At 72.2% G+C, this 19,052-nt stretch carries 17 protein-coding genes; 15 read left to right on the top strand and 2 right to left on the bottom strand.

What is annotated here, in order from left to right:
* Positions 1–67: 67 nt before the first annotated feature.
* The 7 genes from pepN to HAV39_RS22650 all read left to right on the top strand — a co-directional run bounded on the left by pepN (position 68) and on the right by HAV39_RS22650 (position 6,897).
* Entirely contained in the window at positions 68–2,557 is a 2,490-nt protein-coding gene (gene pepN, locus HAV39_RS22620) for an aminopeptidase N (RefSeq protein WP_191841174.1), read from the top strand.
* A 181-nt stretch (positions 2,558–2,738) separates the two neighbouring features.
* Positions 2,739–3,323 carry a nicotinate-nucleotide adenylyltransferase gene (gene nadD / locus HAV39_RS22625; protein WP_191841175.1) on the top strand — a complete coding sequence of 195 codons (585 nt, stop codon included), beginning with the start codon at positions 2,739–2,741 and terminating at the stop codon, positions 3,321–3,323.
* Positions 3,324–3,444: 121 nt separating this feature from the next.
* Entirely contained in the window at positions 3,445–3,834 is a 390-nt protein-coding gene (rsfS, locus tag HAV39_RS22630; RefSeq protein ID WP_120316516.1) for a ribosome silencing factor, read from the top strand.
* 97 nt (positions 3,835–3,931) lie between these two features.
* Positions 3,932–4,531: a histidine phosphatase family protein gene (locus HAV39_RS22635; RefSeq protein ID WP_191841309.1), complete on the top strand. Its 600-nt coding sequence runs from the start codon at positions 3,932–3,934 to the stop codon at positions 4,529–4,531.
* A gap of 45 nt (positions 4,532–4,576) precedes the next feature.
* On the top strand, positions 4,577–5,011 hold the full coding sequence (locus tag HAV39_RS42285; protein WP_203736103.1) for a DUF5818 domain-containing protein: 435 nt from the start codon (positions 4,577–4,579) through the stop codon (positions 5,009–5,011).
* 17 nt (positions 5,012–5,028) lie between these two features.
* Positions 5,029–5,907 carry a DegV family protein gene (locus HAV39_RS22645; protein ID WP_191841176.1) on the top strand — a complete coding sequence of 293 codons (879 nt, stop codon included), beginning with the start codon at positions 5,029–5,031 and terminating at the stop codon, positions 5,905–5,907.
* 51 nt (positions 5,908–5,958) lie between these two features.
* Positions 5,959–6,897 (top strand): hypothetical protein, encoded by a 939-nt coding sequence (locus HAV39_RS22650; protein WP_191841177.1) that lies wholly within the window; start codon positions 5,959–5,961, stop codon positions 6,895–6,897.
* Positions 6,898–6,969: 72 nt separating this feature from the next.
* On the opposite strand, the gene HAV39_RS22655 is transcribed toward HAV39_RS22650, so the two are convergent.
* The gene (locus HAV39_RS22655) at positions 6,970–8,928 is read right to left on the bottom strand and encodes a S8 family peptidase (protein WP_203736102.1); all 1,959 of its coding nucleotides are present in this window, start codon (positions 8,926–8,928) and stop codon (positions 6,970–6,972) included.
* 522 nt (positions 8,929–9,450) lie between these two features.
* Between HAV39_RS22655 and HAV39_RS22660 the strand changes: the two genes are divergently transcribed.
* The 5 genes from HAV39_RS22660 to HAV39_RS43640 all read left to right on the top strand — a co-directional run bounded on the left by HAV39_RS22660 (position 9,451) and on the right by HAV39_RS43640 (position 15,054).
* A complete protein-coding gene (locus HAV39_RS22660; protein WP_120316513.1) occupies positions 9,451–9,672 on the top strand; it encodes a winged helix-turn-helix domain-containing protein in 222 nt (73 codons plus the stop codon).
* A 460-nt stretch (positions 9,673–10,132) separates the two neighbouring features.
* Complete coding sequence (locus tag HAV39_RS22665; protein ID WP_191841311.1) at positions 10,133–10,852, top strand: helix-hairpin-helix domain-containing protein; 720 nt, start codon at positions 10,133–10,135, stop codon at positions 10,850–10,852.
* Positions 10,852–13,266, top strand: a complete 2,415-nt coding sequence (locus HAV39_RS22670; RefSeq protein ID WP_239120294.1) for a ComEC/Rec2 family competence protein — start codon at positions 10,852–10,854, stop codon at positions 13,264–13,266. Before HAV39_RS22665 ends, HAV39_RS22670 begins: the two co-directional genes overlap by 1 nt.
* Before the next feature lie 43 nt (positions 13,267–13,309).
* Entirely contained in the window at positions 13,310–14,293 is a 984-nt protein-coding gene (gene holA, locus HAV39_RS22675) for a DNA polymerase III subunit delta (protein ID WP_191841313.1), read from the top strand.
* Positions 14,290–15,054 (top strand): hypothetical protein, encoded by a 765-nt coding sequence (locus tag HAV39_RS43640; protein ID WP_373311627.1) that lies wholly within the window; start codon positions 14,290–14,292, stop codon positions 15,052–15,054. Before holA ends, HAV39_RS43640 begins: the two co-directional genes overlap by 4 nt.
* A gap of 107 nt (positions 15,055–15,161) precedes the next feature.
* Here HAV39_RS43640 and rpsT read toward each other — a convergent pair whose 3' ends face one another.
* Entirely contained in the window at positions 15,162–15,428 is a 267-nt protein-coding gene (gene rpsT, locus HAV39_RS22685; protein WP_120316509.1) for a 30S ribosomal protein S20, read from the bottom strand.
* Between the two features lie 372 nt (positions 15,429–15,800).
* Here rpsT and HAV39_RS22690 point away from each other — a divergent pair, with 372 nt between their 5' ends.
* From HAV39_RS22690 to HAV39_RS22700, 3 genes are all read left to right on the top strand, one after another.
* Positions 15,801–16,367 carry a DUF4240 domain-containing protein gene (locus HAV39_RS22690; protein ID WP_191841178.1) on the top strand — a complete coding sequence of 189 codons (567 nt, stop codon included), beginning with the start codon at positions 15,801–15,803 and terminating at the stop codon, positions 16,365–16,367.
* A 195-nt stretch (positions 16,368–16,562) separates the two neighbouring features.
* On the top strand, positions 16,563–18,434 hold the full coding sequence (gene lepA / locus HAV39_RS22695) for a translation elongation factor 4 (protein WP_120316507.1): 1,872 nt from the start codon (positions 16,563–16,565) through the stop codon (positions 18,432–18,434).
* Positions 18,431–18,937, top strand: a complete 507-nt coding sequence (locus HAV39_RS22700; protein WP_191841179.1) for an NUDIX hydrolase — start codon at positions 18,431–18,433, stop codon at positions 18,935–18,937. Before lepA ends, HAV39_RS22700 begins: the two co-directional genes overlap by 4 nt.
* Positions 18,938–19,052 lie beyond the last annotated feature (115 nt).

Raw genomic sequence — 19,052 nt, forward strand, 5'->3', positions numbered from 1 at the left:
GAACGTTGTCGAAGGTAAGGGGCTACCGGCGGTTCGCCACCTGCCGCCGTCAGGCAGGATGGGCGTCATGTCGCATCGTTGCCTCAGCCACCTCGAAGCCGTCGCGCGGGCCGCCACCGTCCGGAACCTCGCGTACGCCCTGGACGTGGATCTGACCACGGGAGACGAACTCTTCCGCACGGTCACCACGGTCCGCTTCACCGCCGATCCCGGCGCCGAGACGTTCCTGGAGGCGCGGCCGGAGCACCTGCTCGGCGCCACGCTCAACGGGGTCGCGCTCCCCGCCGACGCGTTCGCCGAGGGCCGGCTGCGGCTGGCGGATCTCGCCGCGGACAACACCGTCGTGGTGACCGCCGAGTACGCCTACACCCGCACCAGCGAGGGCGTGCACCGGTTCACGGACCCGGCCGACAAGCAGGTCTACGTGTACGCGCAGCCCTCGATCACCGACGCGCCGCGCTTCATGGCCTGCTTCGACCAGCCCGACCTCAAGGCGCCGGTGACGCTGTCGGTCACCGCCGACCCGTCCTGGCTGGTCCGGGCCAACGCCGAGGGTGTGCAGGCCACGCCGGGCCGCTGGGAGTTCCCGGCCACCAAGCCCGTCGCGACCTACCTGATCACGTTCGTGGCCGGCCCTTACGTCGAGCTGACCGACAGCCACGACGGCATCCCGCTGGGCCTGTACGCCCGCGCCAGCTACACCGAGGTGCTGGAGCGCGACGCGCCCGAGATCTTCTCGCTCACCAAGGCGTTCCTGGACCGCTACCACGAGCTGTTCGGCCTGCGGTACCCGTTCGGCAAGTACGACCAGGCGTTCGTGCCCGAGTTCAGCTGGGGCGCGATGGAGTTCCCCGGCTGCGTGGTGTTCCGCGACGAGCTGCTGTTCCGGGCCGCGGTGACCGACACCGAGCGGCTGGAGCGGGCGGCCGTCATCGCCCACGAGATGGCGCACATGTGGTTCGGCGACCTGGTGACCATGCGCTGGTGGGACGACCTGTGGCTGAACGAGTCGTTCGCCACCTACATGGGCTACCGCCTGGTCGCCGAGGTCACCCCGTGGCCGCAGTCCTGGACCCGCTTCGGCGTGGGCCGCAAGGCCTGGGGGTACGTCGCCGACCAGCGCCCCTCCACGCACCCGATCGCGCCCACCGAGGTGGTCGACACCGACGCCGCGTTCGCCAACTTCGACGGCATCTCCTACGCCAAGGGCTGCTCGGCGCTGCGCCAGCTGGTCGCCTTCATCGGCGACGAGGCGTTCCTGGCCGGCCTGCGGGCGCACTTCGACAAGCACGCCTGGGGCAACGCCACCCTGGCCGACCTGCTCGGCGCGCTCTCGCAGGCCAGCGGTCGGGACCTGGACGCGTGGGCGCAGGCGTGGCTGCGCACCCCGCAGGTGAACACGCTGCGCCCGGTGATCGAGTGGGCCCCCGACGGTTCGTACGCCTCCGTCACGGTGCAGCAGACCGCGTCGCAGGAGTACCCGACGCTGCGCCCGCACCGCATCGGCCTGGGCTGGTTCGACGAGGACGGCGCCTGGCAGCGCACCGAGGTCGAGGTGACCGGCGCGAGCACCCCGGTGCCGCAGCTGTCCGGCGTACGCGGCCGCGGCCTGCTGCTCAACGACGGCGACTTCACCTTCGCCAAGATCCGGATGGACGAGCGCACCCGGGCGGAGCTGCCCGCGCTGCTCGCCGAGCAGCCCGACTCGCTGGCCCGCGCGCTGCGGTGGAACAGCGCCTGGGACGCCGTACGCGACGCCGAGTGGCCCGCGATCGAACTGGTCGAGCTGGCCGCCGGGTCGCTGCCCGCCGAGCCGGACGTCGTCATCGTGGAGTCGGTCTTCGGACTGGCCCGGTACGCGGCCACCCGGATGGTGCCCGCGGACCGGCAGGAGGCGGCCCGCTCGGCGCTGGCCGGCGCGGCCAGGACCCTGCTGGCCACCGCCGCCCCCGGCAGCGGCCACCAGCTCGCCGCGGCCCGCTCCCTCATCGCCACCGCCGCCGACGACGACCGCGCGGTGCTGCGCGGCTGGCTGTCCGGCGCGGACGTGCCCGCGGGCCTGCGCGTCGACGCCGAGCTGCGCTGGGCGATCCTGGGCCGGCTGGCCGTGCTCGGCGACGTCACCGAGGAGGAGATCGACGGCGAGCTGCAGCGCGACACCAGCGACCGCGGCGAGCAGGAGGCCGTCCGGGTGCGCGCGTGCCGCCCCGACCCGGCCGCCAAGGAGCGGGCGTTCGACCTGGTCGTCACCGAGCAGGGCCAGTCCAACCGGATCGCGGTCGCGGCCGGCGACGGGCTGTGGCAGCCGGCGCACGCCGAGCTGACCGCGCCGTTCGTCGCCCGGTACTTCGCCGAGCTGCCGCGCTCGCAGGGCCGGTCCGGCGACATGCTGGCGCACCTGGCGAAGGCGGCCTACCCGGTGTACGCGGTGTCGGAGGACACACTCGCCGCGGCCCAGGCGGCGCTGGCGGGGGACATGCACCCGCTGCTGCGCCGCGCCCTGGCCGACGAGACCGACGACCTGGCCCGCTCCCTGCGCGCCCAGCAGGCCGCCTGAGCTGCCCAGCCATCCCGTCCCGCCGCCCCGCTCGGCGGGACGGGGCGGAAACCGGCCGGTCGTCCCGGCCCTTGAACAGACGTTGGCCTATCTGATCGAGTTGGATCTACGAATACTCGATCAGATAGGCCAACGTCTATGACAAGGCGGGGCGGGGCGTACGACGGCATAGAATCGGCGCGTGGCGACACGTATCGGGATCATGGGCGGCACCTTCGACCCCATCCACCACGGTCACCTCGTCGCGGCCAGCGAGGTGGCTGACCGGTACGCGCTCGACGAGGTCGTCTTCGTGCCGACGGGGCAGCCGTGGCAGAAGACCGAGCACGCGGTCACCCCGGCGGAGGACCGCTATCTGATGACGGTCATCGCGACCGCGTCCAACCCGCGGTTCAGCGTGAGCCGGGTGGACGTGGACCGGGTCGGGCCGACGTACACCGTCGACACGCTGCGCGAGCTGCGCGACCAGTACGGCGAGAAGACCGAGCTGTTCTTCATCACCGGCGCCGACGCGCTCTCCAAGATCTTGTCCTGGAAGGACGCGGACCAGCTGTTCGAGCTGGCCCACTTCGTAGGGGTCACCCGTCCGGGGTTCATGCTCACCGACGCGCACCTGCCCGCCGACGTGGTGAGCCTGGTCCAGGTGCCGGCGATGGCGATCTCGTCGACGGACTGCCGGCGGCGCGTCGCGGCGGGGCAGCCGGTGTGGTACCTGGTACCGGACGGGGTAGTGCAATACATCACAAAACGGCAGCTATACCGCTGATGTCCGGGTGTCCCGGCCCACCGCGTGACTATCTCGGCGGCAGACCGGGTAATCCCTGTGAGACTCTGGATGCGAGCCTGATCGCGAGCATCGCGGCCAGGCCACCGACGAAAGGACCAAGGTGCCCGCAACCGAGCGTGCCGTCGAGATGGCCCTGGCCGCCGCACAGGCGGCCGCCGACAAGAAGGCCGAGGACATCGTCCTGCTGGACGTGGGCGAGCAGCTCGTCCTCACCGACGTCTTCGTGGTCGCCTCCGCTCCGAACGAGCGCCAGGTCCTGGCCATCGTCGACGCTGTCGAAGAGGCCCTGCTGAAGATGCCCGAGAAGGCCAAGCCGATCCGCCGTGAGGGCGAGCGCGCGGGCCGCTGGGTGCTGCTCGACTTCGGCGACATCGTGGTGCACGTCCAGCACAGCGAGGAGCGCGAGTTCTACGCCCTCGACCGGCTGTGGAAGGACTGCGCCCGGATCGAGTTCAACGACCGCGATCTGGCGACCCAGGACGCTGCGTGAGCGAGCGGCGCGAGCGAGCCGGCTGGTTCGGTCCTGCTCACGCCGCCGACGTGCGGAACGAGGAGAAGGCGTGAGCCTGGAACGGGGCCAGGAGCAGATCACCCGCGTGCTGCTGTGGCGGCACGGCAACACCGACTGGAACGCCGCCCAGCGGGTGCAGGGCCAGCTCGACGTGCCCGTCAACGACCGCGGCCGGGCCCAGGCCCAGGCCGCGGCCGCCGTGCTCGCGCGCGGTGAGGCCCAGCTCATGATCACCAGTGACCTGAGCCGCTGCACGCAGACCGCCGCGCCGCTGGCCGAGCTGATCGGGCTGACGCCCGAGCGGGACGCCCGGCTGCGCGAGCGGCACTTCGGCTCCTGGCAGGGGCTCACCACCCCGGAGGTGCGCGAGCGGTTCCCGGAGTCGTACGCCCGCTGGCGGGCCGCCGACCCGGACCCCGGTGACGGCCTGGAGCCGCTGGCCGACCTGGGCAAGCGGGTCAGCGAGACGATCCGGCAGGCCGCCGAGCGGGTGCCCGGCGGCACGGCGGTCCTGGTCAGCCACGGTGGCGCCATCAAGTACGGGGTCGCCGCGCTGCTCGGCTGGCCCGAGGAGATGCTGCCGACGATCGCGCCGGTGCAGAACTGCCACTGGGTCGACCTGATCCTGCAGCCGAGCTACGGCTGGCGGGTGTCGGCGTACAACGTCGGCGCATGACGCCACTCGCGCAACTTGCCCGCGGGCGGTAGCGTCCGAACTGACATGACCACACGAACCCCCCTCACTCATCTGCTGCTGACCGGCGCGCTGCTGGGCGGTCTCCTGCTCACCGGCTGCGCCCCGACCGAGGAGCCGGAGGTGGGCAGTTCCGTGACTCCGCAGCCGTCGGCCTCGGCCGCGATGCCGCCGAGCAGCCCGGGCGGCAAGCCCAAGCCGAGCCTGTCGCCGCAGGTGCCGCCGCCCGCCAAGGACGGCCAGGTCATCTCGGTCACCGGCCGGGTCGAGCGGGTGGAGCTGGAAGGCGGGTGCACCGTGCTGCGCGCCGACAGCGGCACCACCTACCAGCTGATGGGCGGGGATCCGAAGATCGTCAAGCCGGGCGCCACCGTGCAGATCCAGGGACGGGTGCGCACCGACATCATGACGATCTGCCAGATGGGCCCCGTGCTCGAGGTCGTCACGGCGCAGCCGTCGTGACGGGTTAACGTGCCCGCATGCCCGTAGCGGTCGTCACCGACTCCACTGCCTACCTGCCCGCCACCGTCGCGGACGGGTCGCTCACCGTCGTGCCGTTGCACGTCGTGCTCGGCGGCGTCTCCGGCCGGGAGGGCGTCGAGGTCAACCCGGCCGAGGTCGCCGTCGCGCTGACCGCCCGCCGCGTCGCGGTGACCACCTCGCAGCCCACCCCGGCCGAGTTCGCGCAGGTCTACGACCAGCTGTTCGCGGCGGGCGCGGACGCCATCGTCTCGGTGCACCTGGCCGGCGCGCTGTCGGGCACGCTGAGCGCGGCGTCGACGGCGGCGGGCGAGGCCGCCGGGCCGGTCGAGGTCGTCGACTCCTGCTCGGCCGCGATGGGCGTCGGCTTCCCGGCCCTGGCCGCGGCGCGGGCCGCGGGACAGGGCGCGGACCTCGCGGGCGTACGCGACGCCGCCCTGCACACCATCGACCGCACCAGCACGTTCTTCTACGTCGACACGCTGGAGCACCTGCGCCGGGGTGGCCGGATCAACGCGGCCTCGGCCCTGCTGGGCACCGCGCTGGCGGTCAAGCCGCTGCTGGAGGTGTCCGCGGGCGGCATCACCATGCGCGACAAGGTGCGCACCGCGGCCCGCGCGCTGGACCGGCTGGTCGCGCTGGCCCTGGAGGCGGCCGGAGACGGGCCGGTCGAGGTGGCCGTGCACCACCTGGCGGCCGCGGAGCGGGCCGAATGGGTGGCGGGGGCGCTGCGCGAACGGCTCGGCGACCGGCTGTGCGAGCTGTACACCAGCGAGGTCGGCGCGGTGGTGGCCGCGCACGTCGGCCCCGGCCTGGCCGGCGTCGTCGTGCACCGCCTGCCCGAGGCCGCGCAGTCCCTCCTCGACGACCAACTCTGACCCGGCGCCACGGGTAGCGCCCGGGCGGGGGAGTGTCGATACTCAGCGTTCATGGAGAAGGCTCGTTCTGAACTTCTCGGCCGGGACCTGGCGCATGCGCTGCGTACCGGCCCGTTCTCCGCCGCACTGCACCTGGCCATCGAAGATCGGGGCATTCGGCCGGAGGAGATACAGGAGAAGCTGGCGGCCGCAGGGATCAGCGTCAGCCTGGCCACCCTCAGCTACTGGCGGCGGGGTCGCAGCCGCCCCGAGCGTCCGGAGTCCATGAAGGCGGTGCGGATGCTGGAGCAGATCCTGTCGCTGCCCGCCGAGTCCCTCATCGCCCAGCTCGGCCCGCGCCGCCCCCGTGGCCGCTGGCTCAACCAGCCGCCGGGGACCATCGACATCGACCGGCTCTTCGAGGACGGCAACAGCGTCTCGAAGATCATCAGCGAGCTGGACCGGTGGACCTACCACGAGCTCACCCGGATCAGCCTGCACGACCTGTACCAGGTCGGCGCGCAGCGCCAGGAACTGCGGCTCAACTGCCGCCAGGTGCTGCGGGCCAACGTGGACCGGGTGGCCCGGACCGTCGGCATCTTCCGCACCGACGACCTGGGCGCGCCCACCGGCGTGCACGCCCTGCGCAACTGCCGGCTGGGCCGGGTGCGCTCCGATCCGGAGTCGGGACTGCAGGCGGCGGAGATCATCTTCGACCGGATGCTCTCGCAGGGCGACACCGTCGTCATCGAGTACGAGTTCGAGAGCGGCTCGCTGGTCGCCACCGACAACTACTACCGGGGCTTCTCGGTGCCGGTGGGGGAGTACGTGCTGCAGGTGCAGTTCGACCGCGACGCGGTGCCGGCCCGCTGCTACCGCTTCGAGCGGCGCGGCCTGCACGCGCCCGACCAGGGCGTACGCGAGGTGTGGATCGGCTCGACGCACGGCGCGCACCTGGTCGCGGCGGACATCCCGCCGGGCATCGTCGGCATGCGCTGGGAATGGGAGTGAGCGGCCGGGCATCGTCGTGAGATGCCCGGCCGCTCGGCCCCCCGTCGGCCCCTGATCAGGAGGCCCCCCGGATCAGGAGACGCTGATGGTGACGTCGTCGATGACCCAGCTCGTCTGCAGCGACTGGTCCTCGACGCCGTTGAACTTCAGCACCACCGTCTGCCCGGCGAACTGGCTCACGTTGACGACCTTCTCCACGTAGGCGGAGTTGGCGTCGAGGTTGGTGGCGGTGGCCACGGTCGTGCTGCCCATGGTCACCGTCAGCCGGTCCCAGACCTGGCCGTCGTTCTCGGCGGTGGTGATGCGCACCCAGTAGCGCAGCGTGGCGCTGGTGCAGCCGGCCGGGATCGTCACCGACTGCTGGACCCAGTCGGTCTGGGTCTGGCCCTGGCCGCCCAGCCAGGCGCTGCGGGTGCCGGTCTTGCCCGGGTAGCCCGAGCCCGCCCAGGCGCCGACGACGCCCGTGTCGGCCGTCCACGGCGTGGTGCCGCTCTCGAAGCTGGAGTTGCCGACGACCTGGGCCGCGGTGCAGCCGCCGCCACCGGTGGTGATCGTCCAGGTGAAGTTCGCCGTCCCGGTCCTGCTGGCCGAGTCGGTGACCGTCACCGTGACGTTCGAGGTGCCCGCGGTGGTCGGGGTGCCCGAGATCAGGCCGCTGGACGAGCTGATCGACAGCCCGGCCGGCAGGCCCGAGGCGCTCCAGGTGTACGGCGTCGTGCCGCCGGAGGCCTGCATCTGCAGGCTGGCCGACTGCCCGACCACGCCGCTCCGGTTGCCCGGGTTGGTGACCGACGGGTTGTTCGGGTTGGTCCCGCCGTTCATGAAGCCGGTGTAGAGCAGCCGGTTCGGCGAGCCCGTGCCGGGCGAGGTGACCTTGCCGGTGGTGGCGTTGTTGACCAGCGCGTCCCGCACCTGGGCGGGCGTGGCGTTGGGGTTGAGGCCCAGGTACACCGCGGCGGCGCCGGCCGTGTGCGGCGAGGCCATCGAGGTGCCGGTCATCGTCGCGCTGCCGGTGTTGCTGGAGTACGACGCCGACACGATGCTCGTGCCCGGGGCGAAGATGTCCAGGCAGGAGCCGTAGTTGCTGCTGCTGTTGCGGGCGTCGGAGCTGTTGGTGTTGCCGACGGTGACCGCCGCCGCGACAGCCTGCGGGCTGTAGTAGCAGGCGTCGTCGGAGGAGTTGCCCGCCGCCTGGACGAACTGCACGCCCGACGAGATCAGGCTCGACACGGCGCTGTCCATGGCCTGGCTGGTGCAGCGGCTCTGGCAGCCGATGCTGTAGTTGACCACGGCCGGCTTCTGGGCGTTGGTGCGCACCCAGTTGATGCCCGCGATGAGGTCGTCGTTGGTGCCGCTGCCCTGGCAGTTCAGCACCCGGACGGACGCCACGGAGGCCTTCTTGGCCACGCCGTAGCTGGTGCCCACGGCGGTGCCGGCCACGTGCGTGCCGTGTCCGTGGCAGTCCGTCGGCGTGCTGTCGTCGTCCACCATGTCCACGCCCTGCTTGACGCGGCCGGTGAAGTCGACATGGTTGGCGTTGATGCCGGTGTCGAGCACATAGACCGTCACCCCCTGACCCGGGTTGGTGGGGTACGTGTACGCCTGGTTCAGCGGCAGGTTCGCCTGGTCGATGCGGTCGTCGCCCCAGTTCGGGGGATTGTTCTGGGTGTCCAGCACGCCGATGCGCTGCACCGCCTCGACCGAGGCGACCGCGGGATCGGCGGCCAGCTTGCGCGCCTGCGCCGCGCTCATGCCGACCGAGAAGCCGCGCAGACCGGCGGTGTACACGTGCCGCGCCTGGCCGCCGAAGCGGCCGGCCAGGTCACGGGCCTTGGTGCCGACCGTGCTCGCGGGCACCGCGGCGTCCTTGAACACCACGATGTAGCGATCGGCGACCGCGTTCGGGCTGTCGGCGTACAAGATGTGGGCCTCGGGTCCGGTGGGGGCGGCGTTGGCCGTCCCACCCGCGCCGAGCGCCCCGGCGAACGCGATGATGATCGCGAAGCCGAGGGCGGAAACTCGATGCCGCAAGGTTCTCTCCTCCCAGAGATCCCACCCCGCGGCCGGGTCCCGATGACGCCGGCCGCGAAGGGGTGACGCGAACCTAGGAGCAGATGAATCCGTTGCGGCAGTGCGGTTAACAGCGATCGACGATTCGTAACGTCAAAACTGTTTATAGAAACCAGCCCATGCTCGAAGTCGTGACAGGACGCTCCTGGTGGTGCGTGCGGCACATGGTGTGCCGAGGGCGTGATCAGGTGGTTGTCCGCAGACGGCACGTCGTCGACGGGCAAGAGATTTGAGGTGTACGCCCACCGGGCGTCACGCGAGGAGCCGCCTCCATCGCGATGCGGGCGGCTGCGCGGTATCACGGCCGGCCATGACCAGCTCTGCCGTCGCCTGCCGGATCGCCTGGCAGTTCGCGCGTGAGCAGATGCGGCTGTGGCCCGTCCTCCTCCTGTTCCGGTGGCGGCGGACTTTAGCGACCTTGGCGCTAGACGACCGGATGAAATGCGTGGTGTATGGGCGGGACTAGCTGGGAGTTCTGCCGTCATGCCGATAGAGCCGCACCTCGACCGTGTTCTGCGCCTGATCCGCGAAAACATCGCCGCCGGCACCTGGCCGCCTGGACACAAGTTGCCCACGCACCGGCAGCTTGCGGAGGAGTACGGCGTGGGGATGACCACGATCCGCCAGGCGGTTCTGCTACTGCGCACCACGGGGGAGTTGAACGGGCACCAGGGTGTGGGCGTGTTCGTGCCGGACAAGGGTTAGCCAGGGCGTCCGCCATAACACACGGGGTCTTGATCAGGCGGTTGTCCACAAGCGGGCCGTCGTCCACAGGCAAGAGAATTGAGCGGTACGCCCACCGCGCGCTCGCGCCTAGCGTGGCCGCGTGCCGCCGACCCCGTTCCGCAAGCCGCAGCCCGCCGAGGCCGACCTCGACCGGCTGCACCGCGTTCTCGCCCCGGCCACCGCGCCGCCGTCCTGGCCGGAGCCCCTGGATGCGCCGTTCCTCGACGTGCTGCCCGACTACCCGCGGCCACGTCCGACCCGGCAGTTGTTGCCGCTGGACCCGGCGACCTCGGGCGACGCGCAGGCACATGTCTGGCCGTGGACCCCGCCTGCCGTGCCGCAGGCGGACGGGCTGTCGGCGGCAGCCCGCCATGTCGTGCTGCCAGTGGCGACGTCACACGGAGTGCTCCCGGCATCTGGTTCCGTGTCGGCTACTGCAATGACAGCTGCGCCCTCAGGTGCAGTACCGGCTGCCTTCATGTCGGCCAGGCCATCGGATGACGTCAGGGCGGATCCGGACGTGCCGTCGGCGGAGGTTCCATCCAGTGCGCTGCCGGGTCGGTCGGCGTTTGATCCTGGGCGGCGTGGGCTGCGGGCGCTGGCGGCGGTGGCTGTGCTGGTGGTGGCGCTCGCGGCGTACCTGGCTTGGCAGGCGCGGCCGTCGGTGGAGCCTGCGCCTGAACCGGTGCCGGTGCCCGTCGCCGACTCGGGTCGGCCGGTCGCGCCGTCCTCACCGGCGATGCTGGTCGTGGCGGTCACCGGACGGGTTCGCAAGTCGGGACTGGTGAGGCTGCCTCAGGGTGCTCGGGTCGCAGATGCCATCGAGGCGGCGGGCGGGGTGCTGCCCGACACCGACCTGTCCGCGGTGAATCTGGCCCGCAAGGTCACCGACGGTGAACTGATCGCGATCGGGGTGCCCGGTGTGGCCGCCGCGGATGGTCCGGCCGCCGGTGCGGGACCCGGTTCGGGGCCGGTGAACCTGAACGCCGCGACCCTCGCCCAGCTCGACGCCCTGCCTGGCGTCGGCCCGGTGCTGGCGCAGCGCATCCTCGACCATCGGTCCCGGCACGGCGACTTCCGCAGCGTCGGCGACCTGCGGCAGGTGGAGGGCATCGGCGAGTCGAAGTTCGCGCAGCTCAAGGACCTGGTCACCGTCTGATGGACGGTCCCGATCTGCGGTTGGTCCCGTTCGCCCTGGGCTGCTGGGCGGTCTCGCTTGCGGCGCTGTTCGCCGGGCTGGGGGTCACCCTGGCGATCGGCGCGGCGGGCGCGCTCGGTGTCGTCCTGACCTTTGCCCGCGACCACGTCGCGCGCCGTGACATGTCGACTGTTGCCCGCGCGCGTGTCGCACGCCGTCACCCGTCGGACCAGGACCGGACCGGCGGGGCGGCCGTCCACGCGTGGTGGGGCAGGGGCGGGACGTCCGGCGGGTGGCGGTGGATCGTGGCCGGGGCGTTCCTCGGGGTGGTGTGCGGGGCGGCGGCGACCGGGGCGCGACTGGCGGCGCGGGACGCCCCCGAGGTCGTTGCGCTGGTGGAAGGGCGTGTCTCGACGACGGTGGTGCTGACCGTGCGCGACGATCCGCGCCAGGCGTCCGTGGTGGTCGGGCGGCCTGCCACCTGGGTGGTCGCGGCGGACCTGGAGCAGGCCGGTGAGCTGCGTGCCGAGGTCGGGGTGCTGGTGCTGGCCAGTGGTGACGGCTGGGCCGGCCTGCTGCCTGGCCAGCGGGTGCGGGTGCCCGCGCGGTTCGGCCCGTCGCGCGGCGGTGACCTGCGGGCGGCGGTGCTGTCCACCGAACGGCCGCCGGAGCTGCTGGGGCAGGCGTCGTGGGCGCAACGGGCGGCGGGCGGCCTGCGGGCGGGGCTGCGCCGGGCTTGCGCGCCGCTGGACGCCGCCACGGGCGGGCTGCTGCCGGGACTCGTGGTGGGCGACACCAGTCGGCTCGACCCGGCCGTCGAGCAGTCCTTTCGCGACACCGGCATGACTCACTTAACAGCTGTTTCGGGTAGCAATGTGGCAATCGTCACCGGGGCGGTGCTGCTGCTGGCCCGGTGGACCAGGGCCGGGCCGCGGCTGACCGCGGTGGTGTGCGCGGTGTCCGTGGTCGGGTTCGTGATCCTGGCCCGGCCGTCGCCGAGCGTGCTGCGGGCCGCGGTGATGGGCGGGATCGCGCTGCTGGCGCTCGCGTCCGGCCGGTCACGGGCGGCGCTGCCCGCGCTGTCGGCGGGCGCGGCGGTGCTGCTGATGGCCGATCCGGAGCTGGCCGCCGACGCCGGGTTCGCGCTGTCGGTGCTGGCCACGGCCGGGTTGCTGTTGCTGGCACCGCCGATGCGCGACGCGCTGCGCCGCCGCGGGGTCCTCGGCGGAGTCGCCGAGGCGCTGGCCGTGCCCGCCGCCGCGCAACTGGCGTGCGGCCCGGTCGTCGCGGGCATCAGCGGCACGTTGAGCCTGGTCGCCGTACCGGCGAATCTGTTCGCGGTGCCCGCGATCGCACCCGCGACCGTCACCGGCGTGGCCGCCGCGCTGCTGTCGCCGGTGTGGCCGGCCGGGGCCGAGTTCGCCGCGTGGCTGGGCAGCTGGCCGGCATGGTGGCTGGTCACCGTCGCGCGGGTGGGCGCCGAGGTGCCCGCAGGAGTATTGCCGTGGCCGGGCGGGCCGCCGGGTGCGTTGCTGTTGGCCGGGCTGACGGTCCTGCTCATGATCGGCTTCCGGCGCCCTGGGGTGCGGCGGTTGGTGGCCGTCGTCGCACTGGCGAGTGTGCTCGGGGCCCTGCCGGTGCGTGTGCTCACCGGTGGCTGGCCGCCCGACGGCTGGCTGGTCGTGGCATGCGATGTCGGGCAGGGCGACGCGACCGTGCTCAACGCGGGCCATGGGGCGGCCGTGGTGGTCGACGCCGGGCCGCTGCCCCGCGACGTGGACCGGTGCCTGCGCGAGCTGGACGTCGACGAGGTCCCGTTGCTGCTGGTCAGCCACTTCCACGTGGACCACATCGGTGGTCTGGACGGCGTGCTCGCCGGGCGTCCCGTCGGGGCGGTGGTCACCACACCGTGGCCTGAACCCGCCGCCGGTCGGGCGGCTGTGGCCCGCGCCGCCGCCGCGCACCGGGTGCCGGTGTCCGACGCCCCGGAGTCCGGCGGCTGGACGGTCGGCGACGTACGGCTGGAGGTGCTGCCCGCGCCGCCGGAGCGCGGCACCCGCAGCGATCCGAACAACAACTCGCTGATGCTGGTGGCGACCGTACGCGGGGTGCGGGTGCTGCTGACCGGCGACGCCGAGACGGAACGGCAGCAGGCGCTGCTGGCCGGGGGCGTGTACGTGTCCGCGGACGTCCTGAAGGTCGCCCACCACGGCAGCGCCTTCCAGGATCCGTCCCTCCTGGACGCTGTCGCGCCAAGGATCGCGCTGGTCAGCGTGGGGAAGGGCAACGACTACGGGCATCCGAGCGCGTCCGTGCTGGCGCGGCTGGCCGGGCGGGGCGCCCGGGTGCAGCGCACCGACGTCAGCGGCGACCTGGCGGTGGTGCTCGCCGACGGGAAGCTTTCCGTCGTGCTCCCGACGCGCCCGTTGGAGTGACGGTGGGCGGCCGCCAGTTCGCACGTGCGACGATAGCGAGGTGGTGAGCCAGGTTCCGCCCCCCGTCCTGACACCCGTGGTCCTCGTGCTGGGCGACGAGGAACTCCTGGTCGCGCGCGCGATCGCCGACGCGGCCGCGCAGGCCCGCGCCGCCGATCCGGCGGCCGAGGTCCGCGAGGTGGAGACGGGCGCGATGCTCGTCGGCGAACTCGCCGAACTGCTCAGCCCGTCGCTGTTCGGCGGCGTACGGGTGGTGGTGCTGCGCGCCGCCCAGGACGCCAAGAAGGACGTCACGGCGGTGCTGCTCGACTACGCGAAGTCGCCCGACCCGGACGTGACGCTGGTCGTCGCGCACGCGGGCGGCGCGAAGAACAAGGCGCTGGCCGACTCGCTGACCAAGGCGGGCGCGTCCGTGGTGCCCGCGGCGAAGCTGACCAAGCATCGCGACCGGGTCGACTTCGTCACGGGCGAGGTGCGCCGGCTGGGCGGCCGCTGCGCGCCCGACGCGGCCGAGGCGCTGATCGAGGCCGTGGGCAACGACCTGCGCGAGCTCGCGGCGGCCTGCAACCAGCTGATGGCGGACACCGGCGGCCGGATCGACCAGGCCACGGTGGCCCGCTACTACCGGGGCAAGGCCGAGGTGAGCGGCTTCGCGGTCGCCGACGCGGCGGTCGCCGGAGACGTGCCCGCCGCGCTGGAGGCGCTGCGCTGGGCCCGGCACAGCGGCGTGGACCCGGTGCCGATCGCGGACGCGCTGGCCGACGGCGTGCGCACCGTCGCGCGGGTGGCCTCGGCGGGACGCGGCAACGCGTACCAGCTGGCCTCGACGCTCGGCATGCCCGCCTGGAAGATCGAGAAGGCGCAGCGGCAGGCGCGCGGCTGGACCCCGGACGCGCTGGTGCTCGCGATGCGGGCGGCCGCCGACTGCAACGCCGCCGTGAAGGGCGGCGAGGAGGACCGCGACTACGCGCTCGAACGCACCATCGTGGCGTTCGCGCAGGCCAAACAGGCGGGAGGTGGGCGATGACCGCGGGTATCCGATCCCGGCGCGCCGGAGGGATCAGCCCCGAGGAGGCGCGCAACCGGCCGCTCTACGCCCGGGTGCTGGGCCTGCAGTACGTGCGCCCCAGCAACCTGATGTGCTTCCTGTTCTTCGAGGGCACCGTGGCGCTGGCCGTGCTGCTGTCACTGGCCGAGCTCACCGGCTGGTGGGCGGTGGTCGTGCTGCCGGTCTCGGTGGCGGTGATGGTGAAGCTCAACGACGTGATCGCGGGCGCGACGACCCGGTCCGGCGCCCCGGCGGCCCGTGCCGAGCGCACGGCCACCCGGTCGAAGACCGCGCGACGGGCCCCCGGTCAGCCGGCCGTGCGCCTGCGGGTGGCCGCCCCGGCCGAGACGGCCCCGCCGCCCCGGCGCGTCGAGCGGCCCGTGGACGACGACCGCGACCCGTACCCGACCCGTGCCGGATATGGCGCGCCGGAGGGGTTCGCCGGCTGGTCCGGCAACGGCGGCCAGGGGTCCCACCTCGGCCGATACGGATCCGGCGAGCAGGAGACCTACGCAGGTCAGAACAGCTACGGCGAGCAGGAGACGTACGCGGGCCAGACCGATCACCGCGCGCAGGACAGCTATGCCCAGGGCGGGTACGGCGAGCAGGAGGCGTACGCCGGGCAGTCCGGAGACTCCGGACACGGCGCTCCGAGCCAGGCCGGGCCGGACGGCGAGGAGCCGTGGCTGGGCGCCGCCGAGCAGCGCGCCCGTCAGTCGGCGGCATACCGCTACGAATGACGTTCGCTCCGTCGTAGCGCCACGTGGACACACAGATGCCCGGCTCCCTGGGGGGAGCCGGGCATCATGTGATGTCTTGGCGGCGCCGTGAAGGCACGCTGCGACGATCAGGCAGAGAGCGAAGCCAGCTTCTTGGCGATCGACGACTTGCGGTTCGCCGCCTGGTTCTTGTGGATCACGCCCTTGCTGACGGCCTTGTCCAGCTTGCGCGAGGCGTCGCGCAGCAGCGCGGTGGCGTTCTCGACGTCACCGGCGACGGTCGCCTCGTGGAACTTGCGGACAGCGGTCTTCAGCGACGACTTGACCGACTTGTTGCGCAGCCGGGCCTTCTCGTTCTGCCGGTTGCGCTTGATCTGGGACTTGATGTTCGCCACGCGACAGCCTCGTCCTGCTCGTTTCGGTTGACTGGTTCGGATGGGCCGGCGCAACGAAGCACCAGCCGCGACGTGCCAGGTTACCAGGTGGCCTGGGCATCAGCCAAAACGGCCGACGTGACACCCGTCGCGGTGCCCTACCCGGACAGCGTACCGCGCAGGGTCCGTCCCCGCGCCGGGCCGGGTGTCCCGGCGGCTCATGATCGTCGTCCGGGGTCGAAAAGTGAAGTCCCGCCACACTTCTCGACCCGAAACGCCGATCATGGGCGCGCGGCGGCCGGCGGCGGCCGGTGGGGACCGTACGGGTGACGGGACGCGACACCCGCTCGTAGATCGAGGGCGGGCGCGGCTCGGATGGCACACTGTGTTGCTGTGGACATCGAGCGGTTCTGGGCTCTGATCGAGCAGGCGCGTACGGACGTCGAGGGTGACATCGGCGAGGACGGCACCGGGCTGGCGAAGGCGCTGACCGCGCGGCTGTCGGCGCTGAGCCTGCCGGAGATCGCCGCCTTCGCGACGCGGTTCGACACGCTGCGCGCCGCGGCCGACCGCTACGACCTGTGGGGCGCGGCACACCTGATCGGCGGCGGATGCTCCGACGACGCGTTCGTCGACTTCCGCAGCGGGCTGATCGCGGCCGGCCGCAAGTGGTACGAGGCGGCGCTGGCCGACCCGGACGCGCTGGCCGGGCACCCGTCGGTGGTCGAGGCCGTGGAGTGGGACGACGACAGCGCGATCTTCGCCGAGCTGGTCGGCTACGCGGCCGCGGACGCGTTCCGCGAGGTCGCCGGGGCCGAGCTGGTGCTGCCCGAGGTGGCGAAGGCGCCCACCGCGGGCGAGGACTGGGACTTCGAGGACGACGACCAGATGCGGCACCGGCTGCCCCGGTTGAGCGCCCTGGTGCTGGGTTGGCCCGCCAATGAGGGCTGCCGCTGCTGACCGCTGCCGTTGTGGCAGGCCTCGGGCCGGGTGGCGGCGAACTCCCGTCGCCGGGTCGGCGACGGTAACGTTGAAGCCCGCTTCGGCACTGTCCGCGGGCGTGGGATCATAGGGGCGGCAATGACCCGCCTCCGCTGAACGCGGCCCGTCGCCAGCGACCCGCGTTCCGCCTCACGCTCTATAGAACGGATCACCGTGCCTCCGCTGCTCGGATCTAACAAGCCCGGCGACACTGACCCGGCCGCCATCCGCAACTTCTGCATCATCGCCCACATCGACCACGGCAAGTCGACGCTGGCCGACCGCATGCTGCAGATCACCGAGGTGGTGGACCCGCGGCAGATGCGGGCGCAGTACCTCGACCGGATGGACATCGAGCGCGAGCGCGGCATCACCATCAAGAGCCAGGCGGTGCGCCTGCCGTGGACCGTGCGCGACGGCGACCGGGCCGGCGAGCAGGTCGTGCTCAACATGATCGACACCCCGGGGCACGTGGACTTCACCTACGAGGTGTCGCGCAGCCTGGCCGCCTGCGAGGGCGCGATCCTGCTGGTGGACGCCGCCCAGGGCATCGAGGCGCAGACGCTGGCCAACCTGTACCTGGCGATGGAGAACAACCTCACCATCATCCCGGTGCTCAACAAGATCGACCTGCCCGCGGCGCAGCCGGAGAAGTACGCCGAGGAGCTGGCGCACCTGATCGGCTGCGAGCCGGAGGACTGCCTGCGGGTGTCCGGCAAGACCGGTGACGGCGTGTCCCACCTGCTCGACGAGATCGTCCGGCAGCTGCCCGCGCCGACCGGCGGCGACGCCAAGGCGCCGGCCCGCGCCATGATCTTCGACTCGGTGTACGACGTCTACCGCGGTGTCGTCACCTACATCCGGGTCATCGACGGCCGCCTGGACGCCCGGGACCGGATCAAGATGATGTCCACCGGCGCGGTGCACGAGCTGCTGGAGATCGGCGTGATCTCCCCGGAGCCGATCAAGTCGCCGTCGCTCAGTGTCGGCGAGGTCGGTTACCTGATCACCGGCGTGAAGGACGTGCGGCAGTCCCGGGTCGGCGACACGGTCACCCTGAACTCCCGCCCCGCCACCCAGGCCCTCGGCGGCTACAAGGACCCGAAGCCGATGGTGTACTCGGGCCTCTACCCGCTGGACGGGTCGGACTACCCGGAGCTGCGCGAGGCGCTGGACAAGCTCAAGCTCAACGACGCGTCGCTGGTGTACGAGCCGGAGACGTCGGCGGCGCTGGGCTTCGGCTTCCGCTGCGGCTTCCTCGGCCTGCTGCACCTGGAGATCATCCAGGAGCGCCTGGAGCGCGAGTTCGGCCTCGACCTGATCGCGACCGCGCCGAACGTGGTCTACCGCGTGGTCACCGACGACGGCAAGGAGATCACGGTCACCAACCCGAGCGAGTACCCGCACGGCAAGGTCGCCGAGGTGTACGAGCCGGTGGCGCGCGCGACGGTGCTGACGCCCAACGACTACGTCGGCGCGGTGATGGAGCTGTGCCAGGGCCGGCGCGGTGTGCTGCAGGGCATGGACTACCTGTCCGCCGACCGTGTCGAGCTGCGCTACACGCTGCCGCTCGGCGAGATCATCTTCGACTTCTTCGACCAGTTGAAGTCGCGCACCAAGGGCTACGCCAGCCTGGACTACGAGCCCAGCGGCGAGCAGGCGTCCGAGCTGGTCAAGGTGGACATCCTGCTGCAGGGTGAGCCGGTCGACGCGTTCAGCGCGATCGTGCACAAGGACAAGGCGTACGCGTACGGCACGACCATCGCGTCGAAGCTGCAGAAGCTGATCCCGCGCCAGCAGTTCGAGGTGCCGATCCAGGCGGCGATCGGTTCCCGGGTCATCGCCCGCGAGACGATCCGCGCCATCCGCAAGGACGTGCTGGCCAAGTGCTACGGCGGTGACATCAGCCGCAAGCGCAAGCTGCTGGAGAAGCAGAAGGAAGGCAAGAAGCGCATGAAGATGGTCGGCCGGGTCGAGGTGCCCCAGGAGGCCTTCATCGCCGCGCTGTCCACCTCGGAGGCTCCCGAGAGCGGCAAGAAGAAGTGACCTTCGCGGGACACTGTTTCCGGTGCGGCGCGGCCCTTCCGGCCGCGCCGCCGTCCATCTGCGGGAGCTGCGGGTACGAGCAATACCTCAACGCCCGCCCGACCGCGAGCCTCATCGTGCTCGACGGCGCCGGGCGCTTCCTGGCGCTGCGCCGCTCGCGGCCGCCCCGCGAAGGGCTGTGGGAGACGCCGGGCGGCTTCTGCGACGCCTGGGAGGAGCCCGCCGACGCGGCCCGCCGGGAGGCCCGCGAGGAGCTCGGCGTCGACGTCGAGCTGGGCGCGTTCGTCGGCATGTACGTCGGCGACTACGAGTTCCAGGGCGAGCGCCTGCCCGTGCTGGACTGCTTCTTCCTCGCCACCCTGCCCGACGGCGCACACCTGCGGCTCGATCCCGACGAGTCGTCCGAATCCGCCTGGCTGCCACTGACGGACCCTCCCGCCATGGCCTTCACCACGATGGACCGCGCTCTCCGCGCCGCCGCCACCCTCCTCCCCACCCACTGACCCCACCCCCGGGCGCCGGCCCGCAGTTTCGGGGAAAGTGGCGGAATCGAGCCCGCGATTCGTGCAGTTTCCCCGAAACTGCAAGTCGGACGATCATGGTGGGGTGATCCGGGAC

It is taken from the genome of Catellatospora chokoriensis (genome assembly GCF_011297315.1).
Lineage (GTDB): Bacteria > Actinomycetota > Actinomycetes > Mycobacteriales > Micromonosporaceae > Catellatospora > Catellatospora citrea.

Coding starts and splice junctions, on each gene's coding strand:
- pepN (WP_191841174.1), top strand. CDS start 68: ATGTCGCATCGTTGCCTCAGCCACCTCGAAGCCGTCGCGCGGGCCGCC.
- HAV39_RS42285 (WP_203736103.1), top strand. CDS start 4,577: ATGACCACACGAACCCCCCTCACTCATCTGCTGCTGACCGGCGCGCTG.
- HAV39_RS22645 (WP_191841176.1), top strand. CDS start 5,029: ATGCCCGTAGCGGTCGTCACCGACTCCACTGCCTACCTGCCCGCCACC.
- HAV39_RS22650 (WP_191841177.1), top strand. CDS start 5,959: ATGGAGAAGGCTCGTTCTGAACTTCTCGGCCGGGACCTGGCGCATGCG.
- HAV39_RS22660 (WP_120316513.1), top strand. CDS start 9,451: ATGCCGATAGAGCCGCACCTCGACCGTGTTCTGCGCCTGATCCGCGAA.
- HAV39_RS22665 (WP_191841311.1), top strand. CDS start 10,133: ATGACAGCTGCGCCCTCAGGTGCAGTACCGGCTGCCTTCATGTCGGCC.
- HAV39_RS22670 (WP_239120294.1), top strand. CDS start 10,852: ATGGACGGTCCCGATCTGCGGTTGGTCCCGTTCGCCCTGGGCTGCTGG.
- HAV39_RS43640 (WP_373311627.1), top strand. CDS start 14,290: ATGACCGCGGGTATCCGATCCCGGCGCGCCGGAGGGATCAGCCCCGAG.